The 22,186-nt window shown below is 31.8% G+C and carries 16 protein-coding genes; 2 read left to right on the top strand and 14 right to left on the bottom strand.

From position 1 onward, the window contains the following. Window positions 1-161: 161 nt before the first annotated feature. The 5 genes from BTR25_RS15605 to BTR25_RS15585 form a co-directional block, all read right to left on the bottom strand. Window positions 162-1,826, bottom strand: a complete 1,665-nt coding sequence (locus tag BTR25_RS15605) for a hypothetical protein (RefSeq protein WP_075688978.1) — start codon at window positions 1,824-1,826, stop codon at window positions 162-164. Continuing rightward, entirely contained in the window at window positions 1,826-3,898 is a 2,073-nt protein-coding gene (locus BTR25_RS15600; protein WP_075688977.1) for a coiled-coil domain-containing protein, read from the bottom strand. The genes BTR25_RS15605 and BTR25_RS15600 overlap by 1 nt, the downstream gene beginning before the upstream one ends. Then, window positions 3,895-4,548 carry a hypothetical protein gene (locus BTR25_RS15595; protein ID WP_075688976.1) on the bottom strand — a complete coding sequence of 218 codons (654 nt, stop codon included), beginning with the start codon at window positions 4,546-4,548 and terminating at the stop codon, window positions 3,895-3,897. The genes BTR25_RS15600 and BTR25_RS15595 overlap by 4 nt, the downstream gene beginning before the upstream one ends. A 512-nt stretch (window positions 4,549-5,060) precedes the next feature. Further along, window positions 5,061-6,311, bottom strand: coding sequence for a hypothetical protein (locus BTR25_RS15590; RefSeq protein WP_075688975.1), 1,251 nt, complete (start codon window positions 6,309-6,311; stop codon window positions 5,061-5,063). A gap of 161 nt (window positions 6,312-6,472) precedes the next feature. Then, window positions 6,473-7,321: a hypothetical protein gene (locus tag BTR25_RS15585; protein ID WP_483295262.1), complete on the bottom strand. Its 849-nt coding sequence runs from the start codon at window positions 7,319-7,321 to the stop codon at window positions 6,473-6,475. Window positions 7,322-7,439: 118 nt separating this feature from the next. Between BTR25_RS15585 and BTR25_RS15580 the strand changes: the two genes are divergently transcribed. Further along, window positions 7,440-9,278 carry an AAA family ATPase gene (locus BTR25_RS15580; RefSeq protein ID WP_075688973.1) on the top strand — a complete coding sequence of 613 codons (1,839 nt, stop codon included), beginning with the start codon at window positions 7,440-7,442 and terminating at the stop codon, window positions 9,276-9,278. A gap of 6 nt (window positions 9,279-9,284) precedes the next feature. Next, window positions 9,285-12,113 carry a nuclease domain-containing protein gene (locus BTR25_RS15575; RefSeq protein WP_075688972.1) on the top strand — a complete coding sequence of 943 codons (2,829 nt, stop codon included), beginning with the start codon at window positions 9,285-9,287 and terminating at the stop codon, window positions 12,111-12,113. 496 nt (window positions 12,114-12,609) lie between these two features. Here the strand turns inward: BTR25_RS15575 and BTR25_RS15570 are convergent, their stop codons facing one another. The 9 genes from BTR25_RS15570 to pglZ all read right to left on the bottom strand — a co-directional run bounded on the left by BTR25_RS15570 (window position 12,610) and on the right by pglZ (window position 22,116). Beyond that, window positions 12,610-13,290: a DUF4145 domain-containing protein gene (locus BTR25_RS15570; RefSeq protein ID WP_175596802.1), complete on the bottom strand. Its 681-nt coding sequence runs from the start codon at window positions 13,288-13,290 to the stop codon at window positions 12,610-12,612. Window positions 13,291-13,343: 53 nt separating this feature from the next. Then, a complete protein-coding gene (locus tag BTR25_RS15565; RefSeq protein ID WP_075688970.1) occupies window positions 13,344-13,808 on the bottom strand; it encodes a hypothetical protein in 465 nt (154 codons plus the stop codon). 23 nt (window positions 13,809-13,831) lie between these two features. Further along, window positions 13,832-14,782: an HNH endonuclease gene (locus tag BTR25_RS15560; RefSeq protein WP_075688969.1), complete on the bottom strand. Its 951-nt coding sequence runs from the start codon at window positions 14,780-14,782 to the stop codon at window positions 13,832-13,834. Between the two features lie 14 nt (window positions 14,783-14,796). Further along, on the bottom strand, window positions 14,797-15,381 hold the full coding sequence (locus BTR25_RS15555) for a hypothetical protein (RefSeq protein WP_075688968.1): 585 nt from the start codon (window positions 15,379-15,381) through the stop codon (window positions 14,797-14,799). Continuing rightward, window positions 15,374-16,180: a hypothetical protein gene (locus BTR25_RS15550; RefSeq protein WP_075688967.1), complete on the bottom strand. Its 807-nt coding sequence runs from the start codon at window positions 16,178-16,180 to the stop codon at window positions 15,374-15,376. The genes BTR25_RS15555 and BTR25_RS15550 overlap by 8 nt, the downstream gene beginning before the upstream one ends. Window position 16,181: 1 nt before the next feature. Further along, window positions 16,182-16,703: a hypothetical protein gene (locus tag BTR25_RS15545; protein ID WP_075688966.1), complete on the bottom strand. Its 522-nt coding sequence runs from the start codon at window positions 16,701-16,703 to the stop codon at window positions 16,182-16,184. Window positions 16,704-16,744: 41 nt separating this feature from the next. Further along, entirely contained in the window at window positions 16,745-17,224 is a 480-nt protein-coding gene (locus tag BTR25_RS15540) for a hypothetical protein (RefSeq protein ID WP_075688965.1), read from the bottom strand. A 278-nt stretch (window positions 17,225-17,502) separates the two neighbouring features. After that, window positions 17,503-19,533, bottom strand: coding sequence for a protease Lon-related BREX system protein BrxL (gene brxL, locus BTR25_RS15535; protein WP_075688964.1), 2,031 nt, complete (start codon window positions 19,531-19,533; stop codon window positions 17,503-17,505). Between the two features lie 21 nt (window positions 19,534-19,554). Further along, window positions 19,555-22,116 (bottom strand): BREX-1 system phosphatase PglZ type A, encoded by a 2,562-nt coding sequence (gene pglZ / locus BTR25_RS15530; protein WP_075688963.1) that lies wholly within the window; start codon window positions 22,114-22,116, stop codon window positions 19,555-19,557. Window positions 22,117-22,186 lie beyond the last annotated feature (70 nt).

Genomic DNA, 22,186 nt, shown 5'->3' with positions numbered 1-22,186 from the left:
TATCTGACGCTGCTATCCTAGATTCTATCTGTTCTTCATCTGAATAAGTGTCCAAGACTCTTTCGCAGTTTGTTAAATAAAAGTAAAACTGCTTATAAATATTTAATCAATAAGTCTATACCACCAAATTCGGAGAATACTATTGAGCTGAAACAAACCAATTAATATAAATCAACCAAAATATGAAACAAATAAACTTCTTTCCCTTTCCTTTGATGGATTGTTTTACAGACCCTGATATCTGTGTAATCATAGCCATCTACTTCTTCATATCTTAAAAAGGAGTAGGGATAATTATGTTTTTGAATAAATTCTACATATCTTTTCCAAAAATCAGAGAACTTCTTAGAGGTTGAATATACTAAAATAAAATTACATTTCAGCCCAGTTGTATCATAAGTGAATATTTTATCCAAATGTAATTCTAAGTATGATTTATTTAGTGAATCCAAATTTAATGCTTCAATAATTGAAAACGGCTCACTATTCTTCTTTTTAACAAATAAATCTATTTCTCCAGATGTTTTTCCTGCTCTAGATTTCCCCCACAAAGTCTGATCTTTATTATTAAAACCAGCCATTTCCAGTAATGATCCTATGAAAGTATTCCTTTCATTCTCTGTCGCATTTCTATATATTTGATTCCCCTGCATATTGATACACGAACTAATCATAGAATCTAAGAGATTTTCATATGAGTACTCCGAAAATACTTCAAAAAGGTGCATCATACTTTGTGTATCATGCACCTCATTAATCTTTTTTACTTCATTTTCAATCCTTTTTTTCTCTATATTAGGAAATGTATCTATAAATTTGTTAACAATTAAATCTGTAGAGGCATTCTCATTAATTTTGGAATCAGTTGCAATGCCCCTTAAGTATAAAAGAAAATCATATTCTTTAGACTCTTTCTCTACTTCGTTTATCCTTTTGTTGATTTTACAAATTTCCGCATTAAAATTAAGAGCAAATAATGGTTCAATGGATCGTCTAATCAAGTTTTCTGAAATATTCTTTGTTATATTATTTTTTATTTCTTGATTTTTAATCTCATAGAAATAATAGCACAGATCATTAAATTCTTTTCTATAATCTAACCAATCTTTTGGTCTTATTAATTTAATCTTTCCAAAGGCACATAGTGTCCGATAAAGACCTACCTGTAATGGTGATACAGTTTCATCTAATGTAAAAAGGTGTTGTTGCCACAAAAGTTGGGCTGTAGTTCTTATATTTTGTTCAAAATCAATTTCCTTACCTTTAATAATGTTAATTAAATTTGTAACTGTAATTATAAAAAAATCTGAATCAACTCTATTTTCTATATAATCGCTCGAATTCTTGAAATATTCTAGGCTCCTTGTTAGACACGTCAAATATTCAACTTTGTCTACCATTACATTTGCTTTAAATAAATAGACCAATCCCAAATGATACGCGCTTTCAGATTTAACCTCATATTCTTTATGCTTTACTAAGTTATAATATACTTCTTCTATCTCTTCGGATTCATCTTCATAAAATAAAAATAAATTCTTTAATCTTAATGTTTCTAAAAAAACATCATCAGTGTCTATCCAATCGTCTAATAATAGATTAAGAGCAACTCTTTTCTTTATTTTTTGTAGCTTAACCAAAATCATAAAGTTCTCAAGAGATTTTTTTCTAATATTTAAATTCTCATTTGAATTTAATATAATTTCAATTAAAAACTTTTGTGTTGTTTTTATCTCTTGTTTAATCAATCCATCGATACAATTATTATCAAAGAATTTGAATTTATCCATTATAGACCAAGTCTGAAATTCATTCTTATCATTCATTAGAAAACATAAATTCCTTTCTCAAAGATTTTTTCATTTCCTACTGTTTTCTCTAATTGTCTCTCAGCTGTTCCTATAATTATCTGTAGTTTATCACCAAATCTCTTATCTATATTTTTTAAAGTTTGTGTTAATCCATTTAGGTATTGAGAATCTCCTTCTTCTTTATTTGGACTATCTAAAATAAGAAAACGAGTGTGTCTTCCAAAGTTATTTTCAATATCTAATTGGATTAGCGCAAGATAAAATGCAATTTTCGCTCTTAGCTGTTCACCTTCAGCTATATCATCAAATCCAATATATTCTTCATCTTGCTTGTATTTGATTTCAAAATTTTCATTTATATTAATCTCTGTAATTGATGTCAATCCAAATTGGTGAAGTTCTTCTAACATATTTTCTGATAAATATTTTAAAATATGTTTACTACTTTCATATCTGAAACTATTAAGCTTCTCTATAGCTCGATTAATAATAGGTATTTTTTTATTTTCTTTATTTTGCTGGTCATCATTTGTTTCAACACCAATTTTTGATAATTGGAACTCAATCACTGCTTTTTCAGCAGTTAAATTCATTATCCTGTTATCATTAGTATTTCTTTTTTCTATGTCTATTTTATTCTCAATAACTTTTAATTGATCTTTCAGATTTGAAATATTATTTTGTGTTTTTATGGTGTCCATCTCTAAATAGGATTGATTGACTTTACTATGTTCCTCATTTAAATTATGAATGCTAGATTTTAAAATATTTTCTTCTTTTTCCAACTCATTTAGTGTGATTTTTAGAGCTAAAATCTTTTGGTTGAATATTTCCTTATTAATTTCAAAATTAGAATCATCAATTCCCTCATGACACAAAGTACAAGTTTTTTTATCGTTGTTTTGATTATTTTTTACTTTATGATTGCAACTAGGGCAGTGCTTTATTTCAAGATTAGTAAAGAAACTCCCAACTTCAATATACTCTTCTAAGTCATTTATATATCTTATGGTTTTAAGGACTTCCTTATTAATTCTTTTAAGTTCAGAAGTATATGAGTTGATTTTGGAATTTATAGAGGTGATATCAGACCATTTTTCATTTACTTTTTTAGCATTATTAATAATAATGGAATTTTCGAAATTGATTTTATCGATAACTTTTTCATATTCCTCATAGAGATGAATCAAAGAACCATGATTTATTGTATTTAAATTTATTAACTCATGTTCTATTTCATCTTTTCTTGTTTGCAAATGAGTTTTCTCAATTGCATCTTTTTCATTATGAGCAGAGTATTCCTTTTCTTTAGCTTGATTAAAAGATAGCATATCGTGTTTAACTGTTAGGTAATTAATTGCATAAGTTAAATCAAGACCCAATAACATTTGAAATACTTTTTTCCCTTGACCACCATACATCAAACTTGAACTATCCTTTGATTCAAGATAGATTGATTTAAAGTATGTTTTCCAGCTAGCTTTAGATTCATTAAGTTCATTCTTGTCTTTCTGGGAAGCCTTTTGTGTCCATTTTAAAGAATAGTAAGAGAATTGTTTAAAAAAGAACTCCTGAATATTTTTTTCATAATCTGGTATACTATTAGCCAAAAAAACGGGTGTAAGTTTATTTAATTCTGAATCGCTTACATCATCAATATTTTGACTATATAAAGAACCACTCATTCGAKAGTTGTTAAATCTTATGATAGCTGAATAATTTTTATTATTGATTTTAAACCCTAGATTAATCATTTTGATCCACTTTTTTACGTCAGGTTTCAACTTATTGTTACCTGTAAGTGCAATCTGGATCATTTTAAATATACTTGATTTTCCTTTTAGATTATCCGCAATAATTAAATTAATACCACTTTCAAATGGGTGAGTAAAATCAATGCTTGCTCCATTAGTCTTTTGACCTTTAAAACTTATCTTTGTTAAAAACAGTCTCTTTCCAGTAGAAATCGGTGTATCTTTATTATAATCTCCGTTAATATCTAATAGTTCTTTTATTTCATCTAATGAAAACTCATCTTTATATTCCTTATGTATACTTCTAATAAACTTATCGTAATCAAATATCATAATTCTTCACCATACATTTCCGAGAATAGTTTTTTAACATCGCTCTGAATATCACTAATATATTCTTTGTAGGAAGCATCTCTATATTCTGTTATCTGATATTGTAGTACTTTCAATTGATTACCATTTAAATCCCCAAAGTATTGCTTTATCAAAATACATCTTTTTATATACCATTGAATCGACGGAAGTTTCTTAAGAGAATTTTCAAACTTGTTATGGGAAAATTCAGTAATATAATAATGCTTATCTATTGTTTTTAAGTCAATGCTCCGCTTACTTTTAAAATCAATAAAATCTATGCTTTTTAGAAAGCTAATAACATCATCTATGTCCTCATATGCACCGAAGAAAAAACGTTCCATTTCCAAACGTCTAATAATGGGTTCTTTAGTATCAAATATTTCCTTTACAATTTCCTTAACTTCGTTCCTATCAAACTTACCCTCTGCAGCAAATAATAGTAATTCGTATGATAAGTAGTCAGGGTTCCTTAATAAAAAATCAATTTTCTGGATTCTAACTTCACTTTTAAAAACTCTTTTATATAACAACAAATCTTTTCCCGATAATTCTTCAGAAAAAATATATAGAATAAGAAATATTCTAATTCTATCTTTATAAATTCTGATATTTTCAAAATCATCCAATAAAAATCGCCTCCACAAATTGACATTATTCTATTAATTTTAATCATAATCTTTAAAACTAAAATTCTCAATTTCAAATTAAAAATTTATATACAGGTTCCYATAGTAACATTTTGCTCAAAGGAATCTTTTATTCAACAATCTGTCTATGTATTATGTCATTATTATTGATAAGTGGACTTACCACATATTTCATTACAAGAGTAATTGTTTCTGCATTTACATTTGCGAAAGCACATTCACCCACTTCCCTTTATCTGAATGGCTACTTTAAAAGAAAAAGACGTATTTCCCCACTATTTAAACATGGTTAGACTGCCTACTCGTCCATCAATCTCAATTGTATCAATCACCGCTGTATTCGGAATGACAGGTACTTCGTTAGATCCATAATCGTTACAATGTTGATTGTACCGTTTATAGTAAAACCATACACTTTTTCATCACCTCATTTTTGCATCAAAAAAGCCAACAAGATAATCTTGAAGGCTTCAATATCGTATTCATTATTTCTACTCATCTTCAAATGCCACAAATACTCGCTGTTTGTTATTTTCGGTAGGAATATACAGAATTTCTGTTTCCTTATATGGTAGTTCAACGGCTCCACCAATAACTTTATCAATTCCATCTCTTTGCTTGTATTGTTTCAAAACTTTTATTAATTTGCTCATGTTATTGTTTTCTAACTCAACTTTTTCTTTTACTTTATTAACATCGATTTTATATTTAATAGCACCACCTAACTTGATGCCCTTTCCAATTATAAATGGAATGCCCCGAGCAGTAGGCATACGAACTTCAGTAAATTCATCTAATGATTTTTTCAGTCTTTTCTTTTTATCAACCAATTTGATACTACTACGCTGCTGTAATATTGCATAGGTCTTCTCAACTTCTAATTCAAAATTATGATAAAAACTATTAGCATAATTTTGTTTTAACTGCCTTGTTAGTTCATTAATAATTTCTATTTGACCACCGATCTTCATTCTTTTCCCAATCTCAATTAGTTCTGCAACCAAAGATAATTTATTAGCCTCAAAAGCAATCGCAATTGTAAAATCAATATCCGAAAGTTCCTTTTCCTCACTTCCTTGTCTTTTTAAACGATATTTATATTCTTCATAAATTTCATCTGCAGTTTTTTTATAGCTCCTAATAGCAGATAAATCAGTAGTATCAACAAATTTTCTATTTGCAATTTCAGACAAACCGTTTCTAGCTGCATTCAAACGCCCAATGCTTGTATCATGATGAATATTTAGAAGTTTTTCTAATTTCACATCCACATCTTTAATTTGAGTATAAATTTTATGCAAATAATATGTCCCTGAAACAGCTGACATCCCTTGCATTCCTGCTGAAAGAATAATTGCTGGATTCACTGAAGCACTTAAACCAATGTCAGCAAAACCTGCGTGCTCGACTAAACGTCCCGACGCGTCTCGCACCATTGTTGTTGTAGTTCCATTTGCAAATTTAGACAAATTGGCAGGATTTGCAGTTGCTGTAAACAAGCCATTAGGTGCTTTTTTTGCAATTTGAGCTAAAGTCATACCTTGATTAGCAACTTGAAATGCCGACTGTGATATGTCCCCGGTCATCAATGACCAGTCAGATACCAGGACCTCCTTGTATTTTTTCTTTGTTTCCAATTTATCATCAGTTACTTTTACCAGAGAAAGCTCACCACCAATAGGGTTAGAGAGAACAATTACATTGATTTTATTTGAGTTATTTATCATTTTATCTTCAGACATTTGAACTATCTCCTCGGTCTTTTCTAATATCATTCTCTTTTTAGCCCATCAATTGAAAAATGCTATTAAGATTAAGATCTCTCCTGTGTAATTTAAAACTCGGCAAAAGTCTTACCTCCAGTTAATTAATATTATAAATCATGCTAATCAATCAATTATATTTATTTATTTGCTTGCAAGTAAGGTAATGTCTTAGCAAGATATTCCTGCCAATAACCTTCATCACCATTTAATTCATGTAGCCAGTAATACATCATTAGTATCTCAAATTCTTGTTTTCTTCCTTTTGTATATGACTTTTTCGGCATCTTCCTATAAAGAGAATCTAAATTAAACAAATTACTTTTTTGTTTAAAATCATAATCGTATTTCCTATAATTAGTAGTACTCTTTTTCCTATGAGAAGCTGGCCATAAATTGTCATTATCCCAGAAGTAATTCACCCATTGGAACGAAAATTCATGAAGATTAACCTGGTACTTTGTCCACGTTTTTTGTATCCACTCATTTATTTCAGCTGAAATGAATACACCCTCACTTTGCATTCCTCTCTGACTTAGTACCCTGTGATAATCCTTAATAAATAAAAATAACATCTCTGTCTGATTTTTTAAAAAAGGATACTTTTTAATCAACTTCGAATAACAGTCATAGGATAACGATCTAAATTCTTTATCAGAGCTATATAGAAAAAAGAACTCATCTTCTTTTAAAATATTTCCAATGTTTTTGTTTATTTGCTTACCATACTCGGAATAAATACCTGTTAACCAGTCAATTATTTCTGGGTCATATTCCTTCAGTTGCTGTTGATATTTAGCTAATTTCTCGTCTTTTAGTGCGGTTTTTTCTTCTGCCTCTGTAATATTTAAGTAATTATTAAAGTATTCAAAGACGTAATTAACACACAGCCTCATATTTTCATTTCGTTCATTTATATTAAATTCATCTATCTTATCTTCTTTTTTTCTCCTTGCAATATATTCTTCAATTGTAAGCAATCCTAACACCTCATTTTAATATGTAGGTATACTTTTTATTTTAACAGTTTTTTGGTGCATGTAGGAAATTAGTATGAGTATTTATGATAAAATCAAACTATAAAATTACATTATTGGGGGCTTACAGATGATTGAGGCTATTACTATAGAAGCGTTTGCAGAATTATCGTTTAATAATAGAGAAACATACATATTGGATAGAGCGCAGTTAGGAGATTTTTGGCTTATTGGCCATGTAAGGAATCATTTTGAAGAAAAGCCATTTTTCTTTATTGATCAATTGATTAACCCATATACAGGAGTAGTATTAGAAACTAAGCTTTTTAATAATTTTATTCGACCTCTATCAATCTATTGCCGAAAGAAGGCAAAGGATAAACAATATGAAGACGGAACATTAGTTGCTGCAAAGGTCACTCTCACTGAATCCAAAAATGAGATAAAAAAAGGCAATATATTAAATACCACCTTTAACGAGGTGTATCCGATTGAAGAAAGTGATGAAATCTTTGATTTAGTTGGGATGAAAAAAGAAGATTTAGGTATTATCGCACTAGCAAAGCCATCTCTATATAAAGACAGTGAGAGTCGTTTCATTGATGCCGCTAATATCATAAAAACTAAAATAGAAAAAGATATTACCGACCTAAATTTAAAATTAAAAGAAAACCATCAACAACTGTTATATATGGAAAGACAGGAAGAACATTTAGAAAACGAAAAACAAAATCTAAATTCACTCCAGCAAAAACTAGAAGAATTAGGTTTTGTATTTGAAAAACAATCTGAAGACCAGTTAGAAGAAACAATGGAATCATTCCTTGATACACCGGAAACACCTTCTGAATTATTAAAAGGAATACAGTCACAACTAAGTGTACGAGGTTATCAATTTGAAGAAAAGACATTACGACAAATATTACTAGCACTTATGACAGAACAGATGATTATCTTATCTGGTCCTTCAGGAACAGGTAAAACAACAATAGTAAAGCAGCTTGCATCTATTTTAAATGCAAAGTATGAAATCATTCCTGTTCAGCCAAGCTGGACGGATAAGCAAGATTTACTAGGCTTTTATAATCCGATACGAAAATTGTATGTTCCATCTCCATTTTTAGATTGCCTTATTGAAGCTAAAGAAAACAAAGAACAATTGTACTTTATCTGTTTAGACGAAATAAATCTCGCTCAAATTGAATATTACTTAGCTGACATACTAAGTGTACGAGAATTAGAAGAAGGTAAACTTCGCCTATATAGTGATTTTGAATATCAGCAAAATATGAATGAAATAAAATGGTTTGTTCAACGTATGTCAAATGAGGAATATTCCTCTATCGACGAGGCGCTAAGAAAGATTCAAATGGATTCAATTACCCACTATGAGATGGTTACCCGTTTTCAAAACTTAAAACGTTACTCACCGTTTATTGATATACCGCAAAATGTACGAATTATTGGAACGATGAATGTGGACGGAGCTGTACAGGCGTTAAGTCCAAAAGTAATTGATCGTAGCTTTGTAATTCCGATTTATCGTCAGAAAAAAGAAAAAGTAGATGCAGTAGTAGAAACCGGAAAATACAATATTCCTGCTGATTATTTCAAAACAATTGTGACAGAAACACCTAGAATTTCAAGCCAGCTTCGTCAAGCAATAATTGAGATTCAGGAAAAACTAGATAATTGGCATATTGAATACAATGACCGAGTAGAACAACATATTTTACTATACTATAGAGCGGCAAAAAATATGGAAATTCCAACTAAGCAACAGGTAGATGATATTACGCTAATGAAACTCCTACCAAGGCTCCATGAAATGATAGATGACGAACAACTTATTACAGATCTTTATCAGGTTGTTGAAAGCCATGTGAAAGATGAGCCTCTAAGCAAAGATAAGATAAAAAAAATGAAACTAAGGTTAGAACAAACAGGATTATTCTCATATTGGAGTTGATAAGGCATGCAGGTAGAGTTATACATGATCAAGGTATGGTATAACCATAGAGGAACGCCTCAGAAAGAATTATTGCCAATCTCATCCATAAATATAGGTGACAAAATAGCTCAAAAAAACAAGCAGGAGTGGGTTATTCCAAACCATTACCGTAGTCAAAGTGAAAATTTCATGCGGCAAATTGGTATTCGATTTCCTGATAAAATTAATAATGTTACTTCACTTTCTATCTCTTCACCTGACGGTAAATTCAGAAGTACCTTTGTCTATTATCCTAAAGAAAACATATGGTTTGAACCAACACGTTTTTCTAACAAAAAACGAAAAGGATATTACTTATTTGAAGAATCTAGTATATTAACAGGTCTAACAAATGCAGGAACTGCAAACCTAAACTATGAAGAAAATGGTCATTATAAAGATTTTGCAACCATCCACTTTGTACCTTCATCATTACCAATAGATGATTATGAAGAAATGGTAGCAGATTTATACCGTATCCGTGAGGATATTGTTCGCGATGACCGTAACATTGCGAGGGTTGGAATAAATTCAAGTAAAGTTGTAATGGACCTGCAGGAACAGTTAAAAAAGTTGAAAATTGCAATTAAACAAATAAATGCTAGTCCGCATTCAACACTTGAGCTACAAACTACTAAGAAAAAGCCACAAAATCACGGCCGTTTTGACTTCCGCATGGAAATTGAGCAATATATAAATCCTGGCAAACCAATTTATAGAAGTCGTGAGCTTAAACCAGTTGTTGCCACATTTGAGAATATGCTCATAAAACAAATGTTAGGAGATTTGGTTCAATATGCTACTGCTATGGGTTCAAAAGAAATAACTACCAAGTCACTACTAAATAGTGTGTTAAATGAGCGTGAGGTATATTTTAGAAAAAGCGATTTAGAAATTCAAAGGTTACTAGGCTCTGTCGACAAGGTAGAGGATAAGAAAACCTATAATCAAGTACACAATAAGCTAAATAAAGATATGCAACAGTACTTAGATGAAGAAAACAGTATTCGTGGGGCTATTAAGGTATCGGCAGATTATAATAATATTCCAAGCTTACAGTCCAATACAGAGTATATAGAGTTAATACTAGAAATGAATGGTCCATTAACTAGTAATAATCAGTATTATCACCGTCAATCCAACCAAGGTTTGGCTGCTCAATTAAAGTATGATCGGCGTCAACGACATCTAAGAGTCAGAAACTATGTTATAAAAAATCAGCCGAAGATACCAAATGGAAGTTATTTTGGAACGATCTTTTTATCAAGTGAACATGTACAATCACATTTAAGATTTTATAAAGCTTTTTGTGAAGAGTCTCAGCTAGAGTCGATAAATCAACCTATGACCATTCAAATTTGCGGTATGGTAAGGAAACAACCTAATGGAATCGATACTGTTTCTACAACAAGACAGTTTGATGATTACTTAGATTATACGTTTGACTTTGTGTACATATCTAGTATTCAGGTAGATGGTATTGACATAGATATTCCATCAGATAAAAAATCACTAAATGCATTTTTAGATAGTGAGTTACCAATAATGATGAATAATGCTGACCAAAGTGAAGATGCATTTATGCGTTTAAAGCAGCTAGAGAAACTTCAATCACTCACTAATCAAATGGAAGAAATCCATAGTGTTTCTAAGAAATACGATGAACTAAAGGAAGTTGCAGAAGAACTACTCAATTTAAATTTATTTTCAAAACTCGAGTTAAAAGAACGTCTACCGGTAAAGCCAACACAATTGTTTTTACACAATCCTACCTATCGCGTAGCCTGGCAGGCAATGCAGCGCATTAAGTATGAATTGTCCGCTTCATTATACGTACAGCAAAATCAACGACAGGTTAGTACAGGTAAAGTGGAGTATATTTTTGAAGTATGGACACTTTATAAAATCATTCATGTTTTAACCATGGAAATGGGTTGGAAATTAGAGGGTAACAAGAATGTTACAGCATGTTTAGATCAATACATGGTAGCGGGATCTGAAAAAGGACTACAAAACTTTTCAGCAACCCTTTACTGGCAGCACTGGGAGCTGGAAATTTATTATGAGCCAAAGATTAATCTTCCATTTGAGAATTACCTAACTCCTGACTTCGTTTTTAAATTCAAAAAAAATGGAAGTACTATGGGACTTGTTATATTAGATGCAAAATATCGTAATTACGAATCTCAAGGAATAGAACACTGGGTAAAAGATATTAATGATATTGCAATCACTAAATATGGTAATATGCAATCTATTGATCCAAAGTGGCAATTCCCCATCATGGCATCAGGCATTTTGCATTCTGATGTGAAGATTTCAGAGGACGCCGAGGACAAATATAACCCATATCATGTCATGTACAATGAAACCTTATTTAACACAAATTTGTCAGAAGAAAAGGCACATAAATATGGTTCTATATATATGATTCCTTCTAAGACCTATATTTTCAAGAATTGGTTTCGTTTAATTATGGAATATCATCTTGGTGAGCATAAGGTATGTTGGAATTGCGGTGAATCAAAAGAAGTTCAAGAGCGCCAACTTTTAACTCAATACGGGTACCCAAAGTACTACTATACATGTCATTGCTGTAATGAATTTTGGGTAAAAGTACACTGTCGTTCCAATCGTCATAAAATCATAAAACACATGAATAACTACCATTTACAAGTAGAAAATAGAAGGAAATGGTGGGTTATTTGTCCAAGTTGTGGTGATGGCAGACCTGCTCAGCAAAATTCATTTACTACAGCTCTATTCAATCAGCAGCCAGTATTTATTGATTTTGATGATGATCTACCATGGTAATCATAATAATTTACATTTTATTTATTATACAGTTAATGGGCTTGGAGCTAATTCCAAGCCTTTTATTCATTTTCACATTTAACTTCTGTGCCATCCAGCAAAGTCACTAGAAGTAACATACGAATCATAAATGAAAATATAAAAACGAGCAAATGTATTATACCTCTTACATAAAAGTTAAAAATATTATTTTAACTTTAGGTTTGATGATATATAACCCCCAAAATTAGGTATAATATTAGTAGCAGTGTGCGTTGGCCGCTGTGGGATATAGGTAATCCACCCTTCCACCCGAACTAGCACAGGGATATTCGGGTGGATTTTATTTTTTTCTTTTGATTAAGTGAAAAATTAGTGTAAGGTTTCAGGTATAAAATATTAAATAAAAACTGCTTCAAACAAAAATATGAAATTAATAAAACTATCGGACACAAAACGAACCTGTAATGGTAAGAATTTTTGCTTAACCTCATGTTATTAGATTACCAACCTAAATTCATGCCTTTACCTCATTTGCAGATTCAAACTCGTGTTTCTTAAACCTTTCCTGTGCTTTATTTATTTTTTCAGGAAGTGTATAAACGTAATTAAATATTGTGTGAGTAAATTCAATCATGAGATTAACCGTCTCTGGATCAAATTCAATTTCATCCGCGTGAGCAGCTGAGTTTCCCTCTTTCCTAAGTATGTAGGAAATTTCATTCATAATTGGTGGAAGAATGTGTTTGTCTTGTAAATCCTTAAGTTTAGTAAATAAATCGTTTCCTTTCGCTCCTTTTTGCTTACACATTTTCTCCAGTGCTCTTCTTAATGCCAAAATACAAATTGCTCCATCTAAATTTCTTACTTTTATAGCTGCATCAAAAGCGTCTTTTACACCTTTTGGTATGAAGTGTTCATTATCTGCACCGGAAGGATAAAGGACTTCTTCATTAATTATTGGTGCTCCATTAGGTTCCGTTTCTTCACTAAACCAACTGTGTTTTTCCACCGTAATCTCTTTACAAACTGGGCACAGATACAAATACCATGTTCTACCATAAGAAGTATTATACGCGGGTTTAAAAGGATCATAATTATAATCCCAAACGTCTTCAGTTTCCGTTAAATTGTGATTTGCAACTTGTTTCATTGAGGTTTTATTACCACAATGATTACACGTTATTACCTTTTCCACCAGTATCATCTACCTCCTATCAATTCTCACACCTTCAAAATCAACTTTCCGATTTAATCTTGTCGAATTATTTTAACACCTTGCTTACTACGTAATTTAATCTGTTTTTTAAATTCCTTTATCGCTTCTTTATGACCAAGAATAGTGAGAGTTGTAGCTAATTCATTTTTCTTGATTGAGCGATATAATCCATTAATTTTGCGCTTAATATAGTTTGACATAAAGAATGTAATGATTGACCTATCACAATCAAAATCTCTATTTTTTAAAAACCAATCTACTAAACGTTCAACATGAATTTGATCCGGCATAACAAATTTTCCATTTAAGTATTCAGATGAACCGATAATTATATCTACTGTATTTACTGCCGACATTACACAACTTGCACCTAAGAGATTATAGTGCTCTTTTCCAGCATATTGGATTGCATATTTCTTAATTAGCTCAATTGATTCATCTTGATTAATTTCTATATATCGCAAATCATTTGGTGTTAGTTTAATGAGTTCTTCCATAAAGCAAATCTCCTTAGAACCTTCTAATATTTTATTGAGGACTTATTGCTCTTACCAATATTACATTCTTCACATAGAGTTTGTAGATTTTCAAGAGTGGTCGTCCCTCCAAAAGAATAAGGAGTTATATGATCAACGTGTAACTTTACACCATCATTAGGTGTGCGTCCACATAATTTACAACAACGATCTCTTTCAAGGACTTTAAATCTGAGACTAAGTGGAATAGAACGGCTTCCCCTCCTATTTATAATCTTTTCTGGAAGTTTTTCCTTCGAAATATCGTTCTGCAAGTTTAGCCAAATAGGGTCAAGAGAATATGATGGGAGGATTTCAAGTTGATATCCCTTGTTCCCCATGAAATGCCCCTTCAATAGGGAAATCATAAGAAAATCTGATATAAATTTTTTAGCCGTTGTGTTTAAAAACGTTTCTGTTTTTGTATCATACACACCTAGGAAAAGGTCATTTGTCTCTGTAATCTCAAAACCTAATTTTCTGAGCAAACCACAAAATACTTCTTGTTTCATTCGTCTAAATGCTTTAGTGGATTCTGGATGACCTTCCAGTCGCTCAGAGAATTTTATCTTTTGCATAAAAAATATAGAGCCTTTTGCATCCTTTTCTGTCGTTAAGTTGATTGAAAAGAGCTGTCCTGTCACATCGTTACAACGGCTAAAACAATTAATTCTGTAGTGGTTGTTAATATTTTCATAGAGTTGAAGGGATAATTCAACTTCTCCATCATGAATTCCAAATGTATAGTTATGAAATGTTTCTAATAACTGAAAATGCTCATGGCTATACTGAAGTGGTTTAGATATTCCTTCTTCACCTTGTAGAAAAAATGATCCTATCCGGATTTGACCTTCAGGGAGGAGAGTATTTTTTAATAGGTTTGCCATTTTTAAAACAGCGAGAGTTTCATTGTCTTCAAGAACATCATCTTCAAAAACCCATAAATCGTTAGACATGGTATACCTCCTCATTAACCTTGTGTATTTATCTTACTATCTGAGAACATTAGTATTAATTTTTCAGCCTCTTCTAGGAGCTCTTTTTGGCCATTAATAGATAGTAGATCACGACACCAAAATGTCGTCCTTATCCCTTCTTCATCAATATCTTCATTTAGAACACCGTTTTTTAATATTCCTTCCCACCCTTTATCTTCAAAAACAGTATATTTCAACCACCAATTCTCTATATATGTTTTTACATTTTCAATAGGTTCTGGAAATATCATTACACTATTTATAAAAGTAGGTGGAATTTCTTCATAATCACCATGAAAAAACTGTATATTAGTAAATAGTATTCTATTAACTTTCTTAGTGATAATTTCTTCAGTTAGTACGTATTGTCTTGCTATGTATTGTGGAAAAAAGGTAGAGTATTGACTCATAGATTGGTTTATATTTTTACTAGTTTCCGTTCCTAAAGCATTTCCATTCAAGGGTTGGAAACCACCCTTAGAAAGAGCTGCATCTAAATCCCTTAACAAAAGGATTGAATTGTTAATAAGATGTCTTACATTATTTATTGAGTTAATAATTGAATTATTATTATTCATTTTGATTCCCTCCATAGTTCCAATTCAATTTTTTAACATCCTTATAGTAGTTCCATGAATATGAATTTAACGGTGAATTGTATGTAATATTAATTTCAGATACTATTTCAACATGTTGTTGAAACCCATTAAAGCTTTGAAGACCTTTCTTTTCCAACAGCCTTTGAAGGTCAGTTAATAGTTTTAAGTCCTGCACCGTAAGAAAACTCCTTAAATTACTTATCGTATTATGAATTTCTCTCCATGTAAGCCAGTAAAGTTGTTCTTTTCGAAAAACAATACCGTTTACATGGAGGATGCTTTCAAGGATTTCTTGTTTTGGTAAATAAGTATGATTAGTCAGATATATCATAGCAATACTATTCAATTTATTTTTATTGATATTTAGATAACGCAGGCAGTTATCCTTGTGAATATCCTCAATTTCACGTGCCAGTTGATCCCGTTGTCCATTGGTCCTGTTCTGTAAATCAACTGATTGATCCTCATAACTTGATTTATCCGACCAATATTTCGCCTCAATACATATCAAAAATTCACTATCACTTTTCGTTTTTACTTGAAGAAGTACATCTGGTTCTGAGTTCTCTAACTTTGGCCAAAAAACAAAGTTACATTCTATGATTGGTGAATCAAATGTTAATTGATGGCCATTTATGTTTACACATGATTCTAATACTTTTTGAAAATATGTAGGAGAAGACAAATATTGAAAAAGACCAATAACTGATGAAGTTAATATGTCCTCATAATTCTGCAATGCAGAAGGTATTTTTCCATTTAATTCTGCTACTATCAATTTACTCCCCTCCCTCATTTCTAATAATGCTACCCTTTTCGTGTACCAACAAAGGAATTCCAGCTAGCTCATATCTTGCCTTTATGTTAAAACCATCCCATTCCAATGGCATTGATGTTTGTTTCAATTTTTTATGCTCTTCTTCTGTTACAGTGGCGGTCCAAAGGTATTTTTCTAATAAATCAATAATAAAATCTTTAGTTAATTTTCCGTTCCTCGCTTTGTGTTCACATACATCATTAATATATTTTCCTTTTGGAATGAGATGCTCATATTCCAATCCTTTAATGTCTTTCTTTACTAATTTCTCCAATGCATCGGGGGTGATAAAGTCAGTAGAGTATAGTTTTCGCTTTATAGGTAAACCCCTTGTAGCTAAGTGAATATGAAGATTAGCAAGAAACTTCCTTTTCCCTTCACCAATCCCCTTCATGTAAAGAGCATCATCGAACGGCAATGTCATAAGAAATTTATAATACCTTTCAGCTAGGTCCTTAATTATTTCTTCTCTTGTAAAGTACATGTTTATCTCCTCTTTAATCTCTTATTTGTTCCAAGTAATTTTCAGGGTAATAGAGATAATAATTTATTACCTAAAGCTGTTTTATCATATCTGAATTTACTCCACTGATTATTGTCTGAATAAGGGTTTGCAGAAAACCTATAAAACTCTTTATATGTTGCTCCAGCTTTTTTCAAATAAGCTAACTGTTCAAATTCCATTGACGGTATTAACCAGACACATTCAATCTCAAGAGTTCTTGTATTAAAATAAAAGAATAATAGATAAAATGATTCGTGACTGGAGAAAGTGCTTATACCGACATTTTGAATAAATTGATTGCCATTTAGCGCAAACCTACTCTTGACTTGTAAATATAAAGATTGAAAATGACCTTTTTTATTAACAATTATGTCGATTCCGTCATCATCAGATTGTGGTAAATAGCATGTAAGTTGACCATCTGAACCTAAGGTTATTAGTTCGACGGCACGATTTTCTATAACACTACCCTTTTGTTTTGATGATACATTTTTAAACATAGAATACCTACTTAATATAAATTTAAATAAAAATAAAGGAGAACCTTCAGTTACTCTTCTATGATTTCACATAATCATATTTTACTACTTCAATCAAACAGCGCTCTCAAAGCCTTTTATACGCCGATATAAGCGCATTAAGCTAACACCAAGAACAAACCCTATGAATATATTAAAACAACAAATTTGAGCCCCGTAGACAGGTTATTCCTAATTCTAAATAAACCCCAACTCCTATGAACAAGAATTGAGGCTTTTTATGGTAATTTAAATTTTTTTTATTCTACCCCCAAAGCCTTAAACACTGCATCTTCTGGACTTTGGTAAAAGCTTATCTGAAATTTTGCAAATAGTTCTGGTGGAACCGTCCCAATATCAACTGCCGATGCCATTGGTAATAGAACCTTTTTGGCCCCTGAATCAAAACACACTTGTAAGACGTTTGCAAGCTCTTCCACTTTGTTTATTGTACCACTAATACTAATTGCTCCTAGCACTGCAAATTGACTTTGTACGGGCTTTTGCATAGCTCCTGAGCACAGTGCTATGAATGCAGCTAGTGACAGTTCACTGGTTAATCCAATGCCATGTATATCTTGAATATGCATTAAATAATCTTTTAAAGTTGTACTAATGGAACCACTTATATTTTTACTATTAGCCTTAAAGAAACGGAATGCAGTATCAATACTCTCTTTTGCTTCACGGTCCGTACCAAGGCCAGTTCTTTCAAACTTTCCATTTCCACTAACAACTTCAGTTTCAATTTTAAAAGTACCTATCATACCAGTTTTTCCACGTGCAACAGTATAAATATGTCCCGGCTTCCCTAAACCCTCAGGTATTATTTTGCCACCACCTTGTTCTGGTACTGACACAAATTCCTCGAGCATGGTTTCATTATTAATGTATGAGAAATTGACGTCATAGAATTCCATACCACCAATTTTCTTTAACTGTTCTTTTACACGCCTTCTTCCAACTAGCGCATACCGAAGAATTTCCTCTACTTCTTCAACGGTAAATTCTCCGTTTGGATATAAAAGTTTTATCATCCCCGAAACAGTCTTTCTCACAGCAATGACATCACGCTGGTTTAGATTGTTTCCAAAGCGAAAATATCTTTCTGCTGCATCTGAAAAAGATCGTTTCCGCATTTCACGGAAAAACTCTGCTAGGTAATCGACAATAAATCCGTATTCATTTGTTAAGAATTCTGGTCGCATTTTTGGAACCTCCCAGCCTGGGAGATAGTAATGCATCCGATCAAAAAATGCTGAATCATAAGCCATAGCTTCTGGGAATGGGTCAAAGAGATGAGATGTTTTTAAAAGGACATCAACACTTTGATTGATATTTCCTACAAAGACCATTGATGCATTGGCATTTTTTTCTTCACGACCTCTCGCAAATGAACCAGAAGCCATATAATCCTTCATAATTTGAATCCCGTCTTTGTCTTTAAAAGTAATCCCTGCTACTTCGTCAAAAGCGACACAATCCCACATTCCTACAAGTCCAATTTGACGAGATGACATGTTGTAAAATAGATTGGCAACTGTTGTTTGACCCCCAGAAACTAGAATAGAGTTCGGGGATATCTCCTTATAAACATGGGATTTACCAGTCCCTCTTGGTCCCAGTTCACACATGTTATAATTATTTTCAACAAGAGGGACAAGACGTAGTAGCATATGCCATTTTACATTCTCTTGAAGTTGAGTAGGTTCCATCCCAATAGATCGAATAAGAACATCAATCCACTCTTCCTTTGTGAATTGCTTTCGTTGATCAAATAGTTCTTGAAGATCCATGGTTGGCATTTGAATAGGAGTAATGCTCTCAATACTAAAAGGGCTCGCTCCCTTTTGTTCCTCATCAAAAAAGTATTCCATTTTCAATATGCACCAAATACCACCAGCAAGTAGCTTATCAAATTCTTTAACAAAACGAGATGAAATCGAGACACCTTTTAAACCCAAATTTGAAAACTCAGCCTCGTAAACATCTTTCTTTTCATTTAGTTTAACTGAAATTTTATCAATGACAGTGTAACGGCCAAGCTCTTTAATCTTAGATTTAACCTTTTCGGCTTCATCTGGACGAACAAAATTATCTGATAGGATTTTCTTAACCATTTCAACACCATCTTGAATGCTATTCTCATCAGTTGTGGCACAATACATTCCTAACAAATATTCTAAAACATATACAGGAACATTTGCACCCTCTTTGATTTTCTTTGTTAGGTCTTTACGAACAACTTTTCCTGCAAAGTATTCATTTAACTTTTGGTTTAAATCCTCCATTATTTCAACCCCGCATTTCTCCTAAAAACCGAAATCATTTGATATGGCGATATCAATTGTAAATGGTATTTTGTCATAAACATTCTCTACCGACTCTTCTTCATCCTCTAAAATTAGATAATACTTTTTCACCTTTTCATAAGTCATATTTTTAAACACAAATTTTTCTTTAAAAGTTCTTTCTTCTGGCTTTGATGATTTACTATCTGCAATGATAATATTTTCATTTGACAGACGATTTCCTTCTTCATCAGTAAAATAAATCTTAAGTCGAAGTGGCTTTTTCTTATCTTCAACTTTTATTGTTTGGAAGAATTCTAAATAGGTAATCATACTTGTAATTTTTCTTGAAATACTTGTAAGTTTTACTTCCACTTTGGAAATATCATTTTTTCCTGATTTTCCTCGATCATTTTTGAACTTTATGACTGGAATAACGATTTCTTGCAGCATAGCGCCGCCATGTACGTAATTAGCTCCTGCTCCTTGAACTGCAAAGCGATTAGATCCTCTTGGAACTATTACATTTTTTTCTTCATTTCTTAAAATGTAGTTCATGGAAAACTTCATAGTACCTTCAAGCGCTGCATTCGAATCAGAATTAGATAATACAAATCGCCTTTTCTCAATTAATGCATTATCAATGTTTTTTATTACCTTATCACTTGCATGCAATGGATTTCTATTATAGATAAAACCATGATCAGTAGTAATGACAATATTGGATGCACTAACACTATTAACTAGATGATTTAATAATGATCGTATCTCTACAAAAGCATCCTCCACAGCATCAAAAACTTCCCGTTCAGTTGCCGCATGATCTCCTCTAGCATCAATTGAATTATGATAAATATAAACAAGCCTTTTGCCAGATATGGTCTCACGAAGTTCTTGGCGGTTCATATCAATAATGTTTCTATACTGAATAGCTATTGAATCATTTACATACTTTTGTAAGATATTATTTCGATTTTCAGTACCTGATGCCCTAATACCATCTACGTCAACTTGACCATCTTGATATGTAATATGCTTATGAGGCAAAAGTACGGCCATTCCAAGGTCAGTATAGGATGGCAATACACCCTGCATTGTTACGATTTCCGTCGATCCTTTTCTTTCATTATTTAAAAGCTCACTTAATTCCTTTGCTGCTTCAAATCGGAGAGCATCAGAAATTATGACAAAAACCCGTTCACCTTTAATTATATAAGGTTGGATAGTTGATTTATAAAACTCATATTGTTGATCCACTCCAGAAATTGCCCAGTGATCCTTTAACTCGCCCTCAATTGTATTACACCATTTAATCGAAAGTTCATCTGCATACCAATTCGTATATGCATTCTCAACTTTTTCTTTAATAGATGATAATCGTTCCTTATTTTCCAGCTTATCGAACGCGACATAAAACTTACGATATGCAGTATCTATTTTATAGTAATCTTCGCTATATTCTTTAAACATTTCATATGGACTTTGTTGACGAATAAAAAAGTCTAGTTCAAACGCCTTTTTGAGTAAATGAATGGCATGAATTAATGATTCATACTCATACTTATATTCTGGGTACCAGTGTAATGTACGCCGTTCTGTAATCATATCAACATATATATCATACTGATGGATATCATTATTTAGCTGGGTAGAGATATAATTAATGATTTTCTCATCAAAGATTTGAAATACATCAGTTTTTAAGTAATCTTTTATTTCCCATTCATCAATATAGTTACTAACCTTTACCATTTTTTCGATCTCAATTGCCTGCTTGTTGTAATCCAAACGATCAGTCTTGTTATTCATAAACTGATTCATCAGGACAATGCAATTTGTTGGGCGACTAGAAATATACTTTGTCCATGTATTAGGAAGCGAAGAATACAAAGAAGCTGAAATATTTGTAAGGGTAAAGAAAATGAACAAGACTTGAATGGAACGCTCATCTAATGAATAGTTATAATGCTTCTCCATCAATTTCCAAAAACTTTCCTCATCACCAAACTTTTTTATGCTCTCCCACGCCTTTTTACCCTCATAATTCAATTCTTTAAATAAGGTCTTAACTACTTCATCAAGATTATTAATGTGATTCTTACAGAGAGTTGAAAGGACAGCTATATCTATCTTTTCTTCAGTATATTCCTGGATATCATAAGACTGGAATGATGCATAACGCTCTTTATTATTGAAAAACTTCGCATACTTCTTAAATACAGGACGAAGTGAATCGTTTGTTAAACCCAAGTCTCGCATAATCACCGTGATTTTATCTGTTGCGAATTCGAAACTATATTTATAAACATCAAGTAGCCAATCTTCTCTTGGATTAGGTTTAGCCATATTTGCATAGATTAAGAAATGTGAATTAGGATCACTTTTTTCAAGTTCATATTTAGTAGCAAATAAATTATTATGTGTTAACTTCCAAACCCTTATATCCTCTACATTTAGACTGTCAATATCATCAATAAATTCGCCTTCTTCATCATACCAAAATACAATATGACGCTTCTTTCCTTCTGTTAATTCTTTATTAAACGTTTCTTGTAAAACCCTATTTACTTCCTTAAGATTCATAATACATCCACCCTACATTTATTATAGCTCTAGGAAGTTTTCTGGCTGAAGCTATAATAGTTCAATTAGA

The sequence above is a fragment of the Bacillus sp. MRMR6 genome (assembly GCF_001940785.1).
In the GTDB taxonomy this organism is placed as follows: domain Bacteria; phylum Bacillota; class Bacilli; order Bacillales; family Cytobacillaceae; genus Neobacillus.
This window is presented reverse-complemented; position numbering and strand designations above follow the sequence as displayed.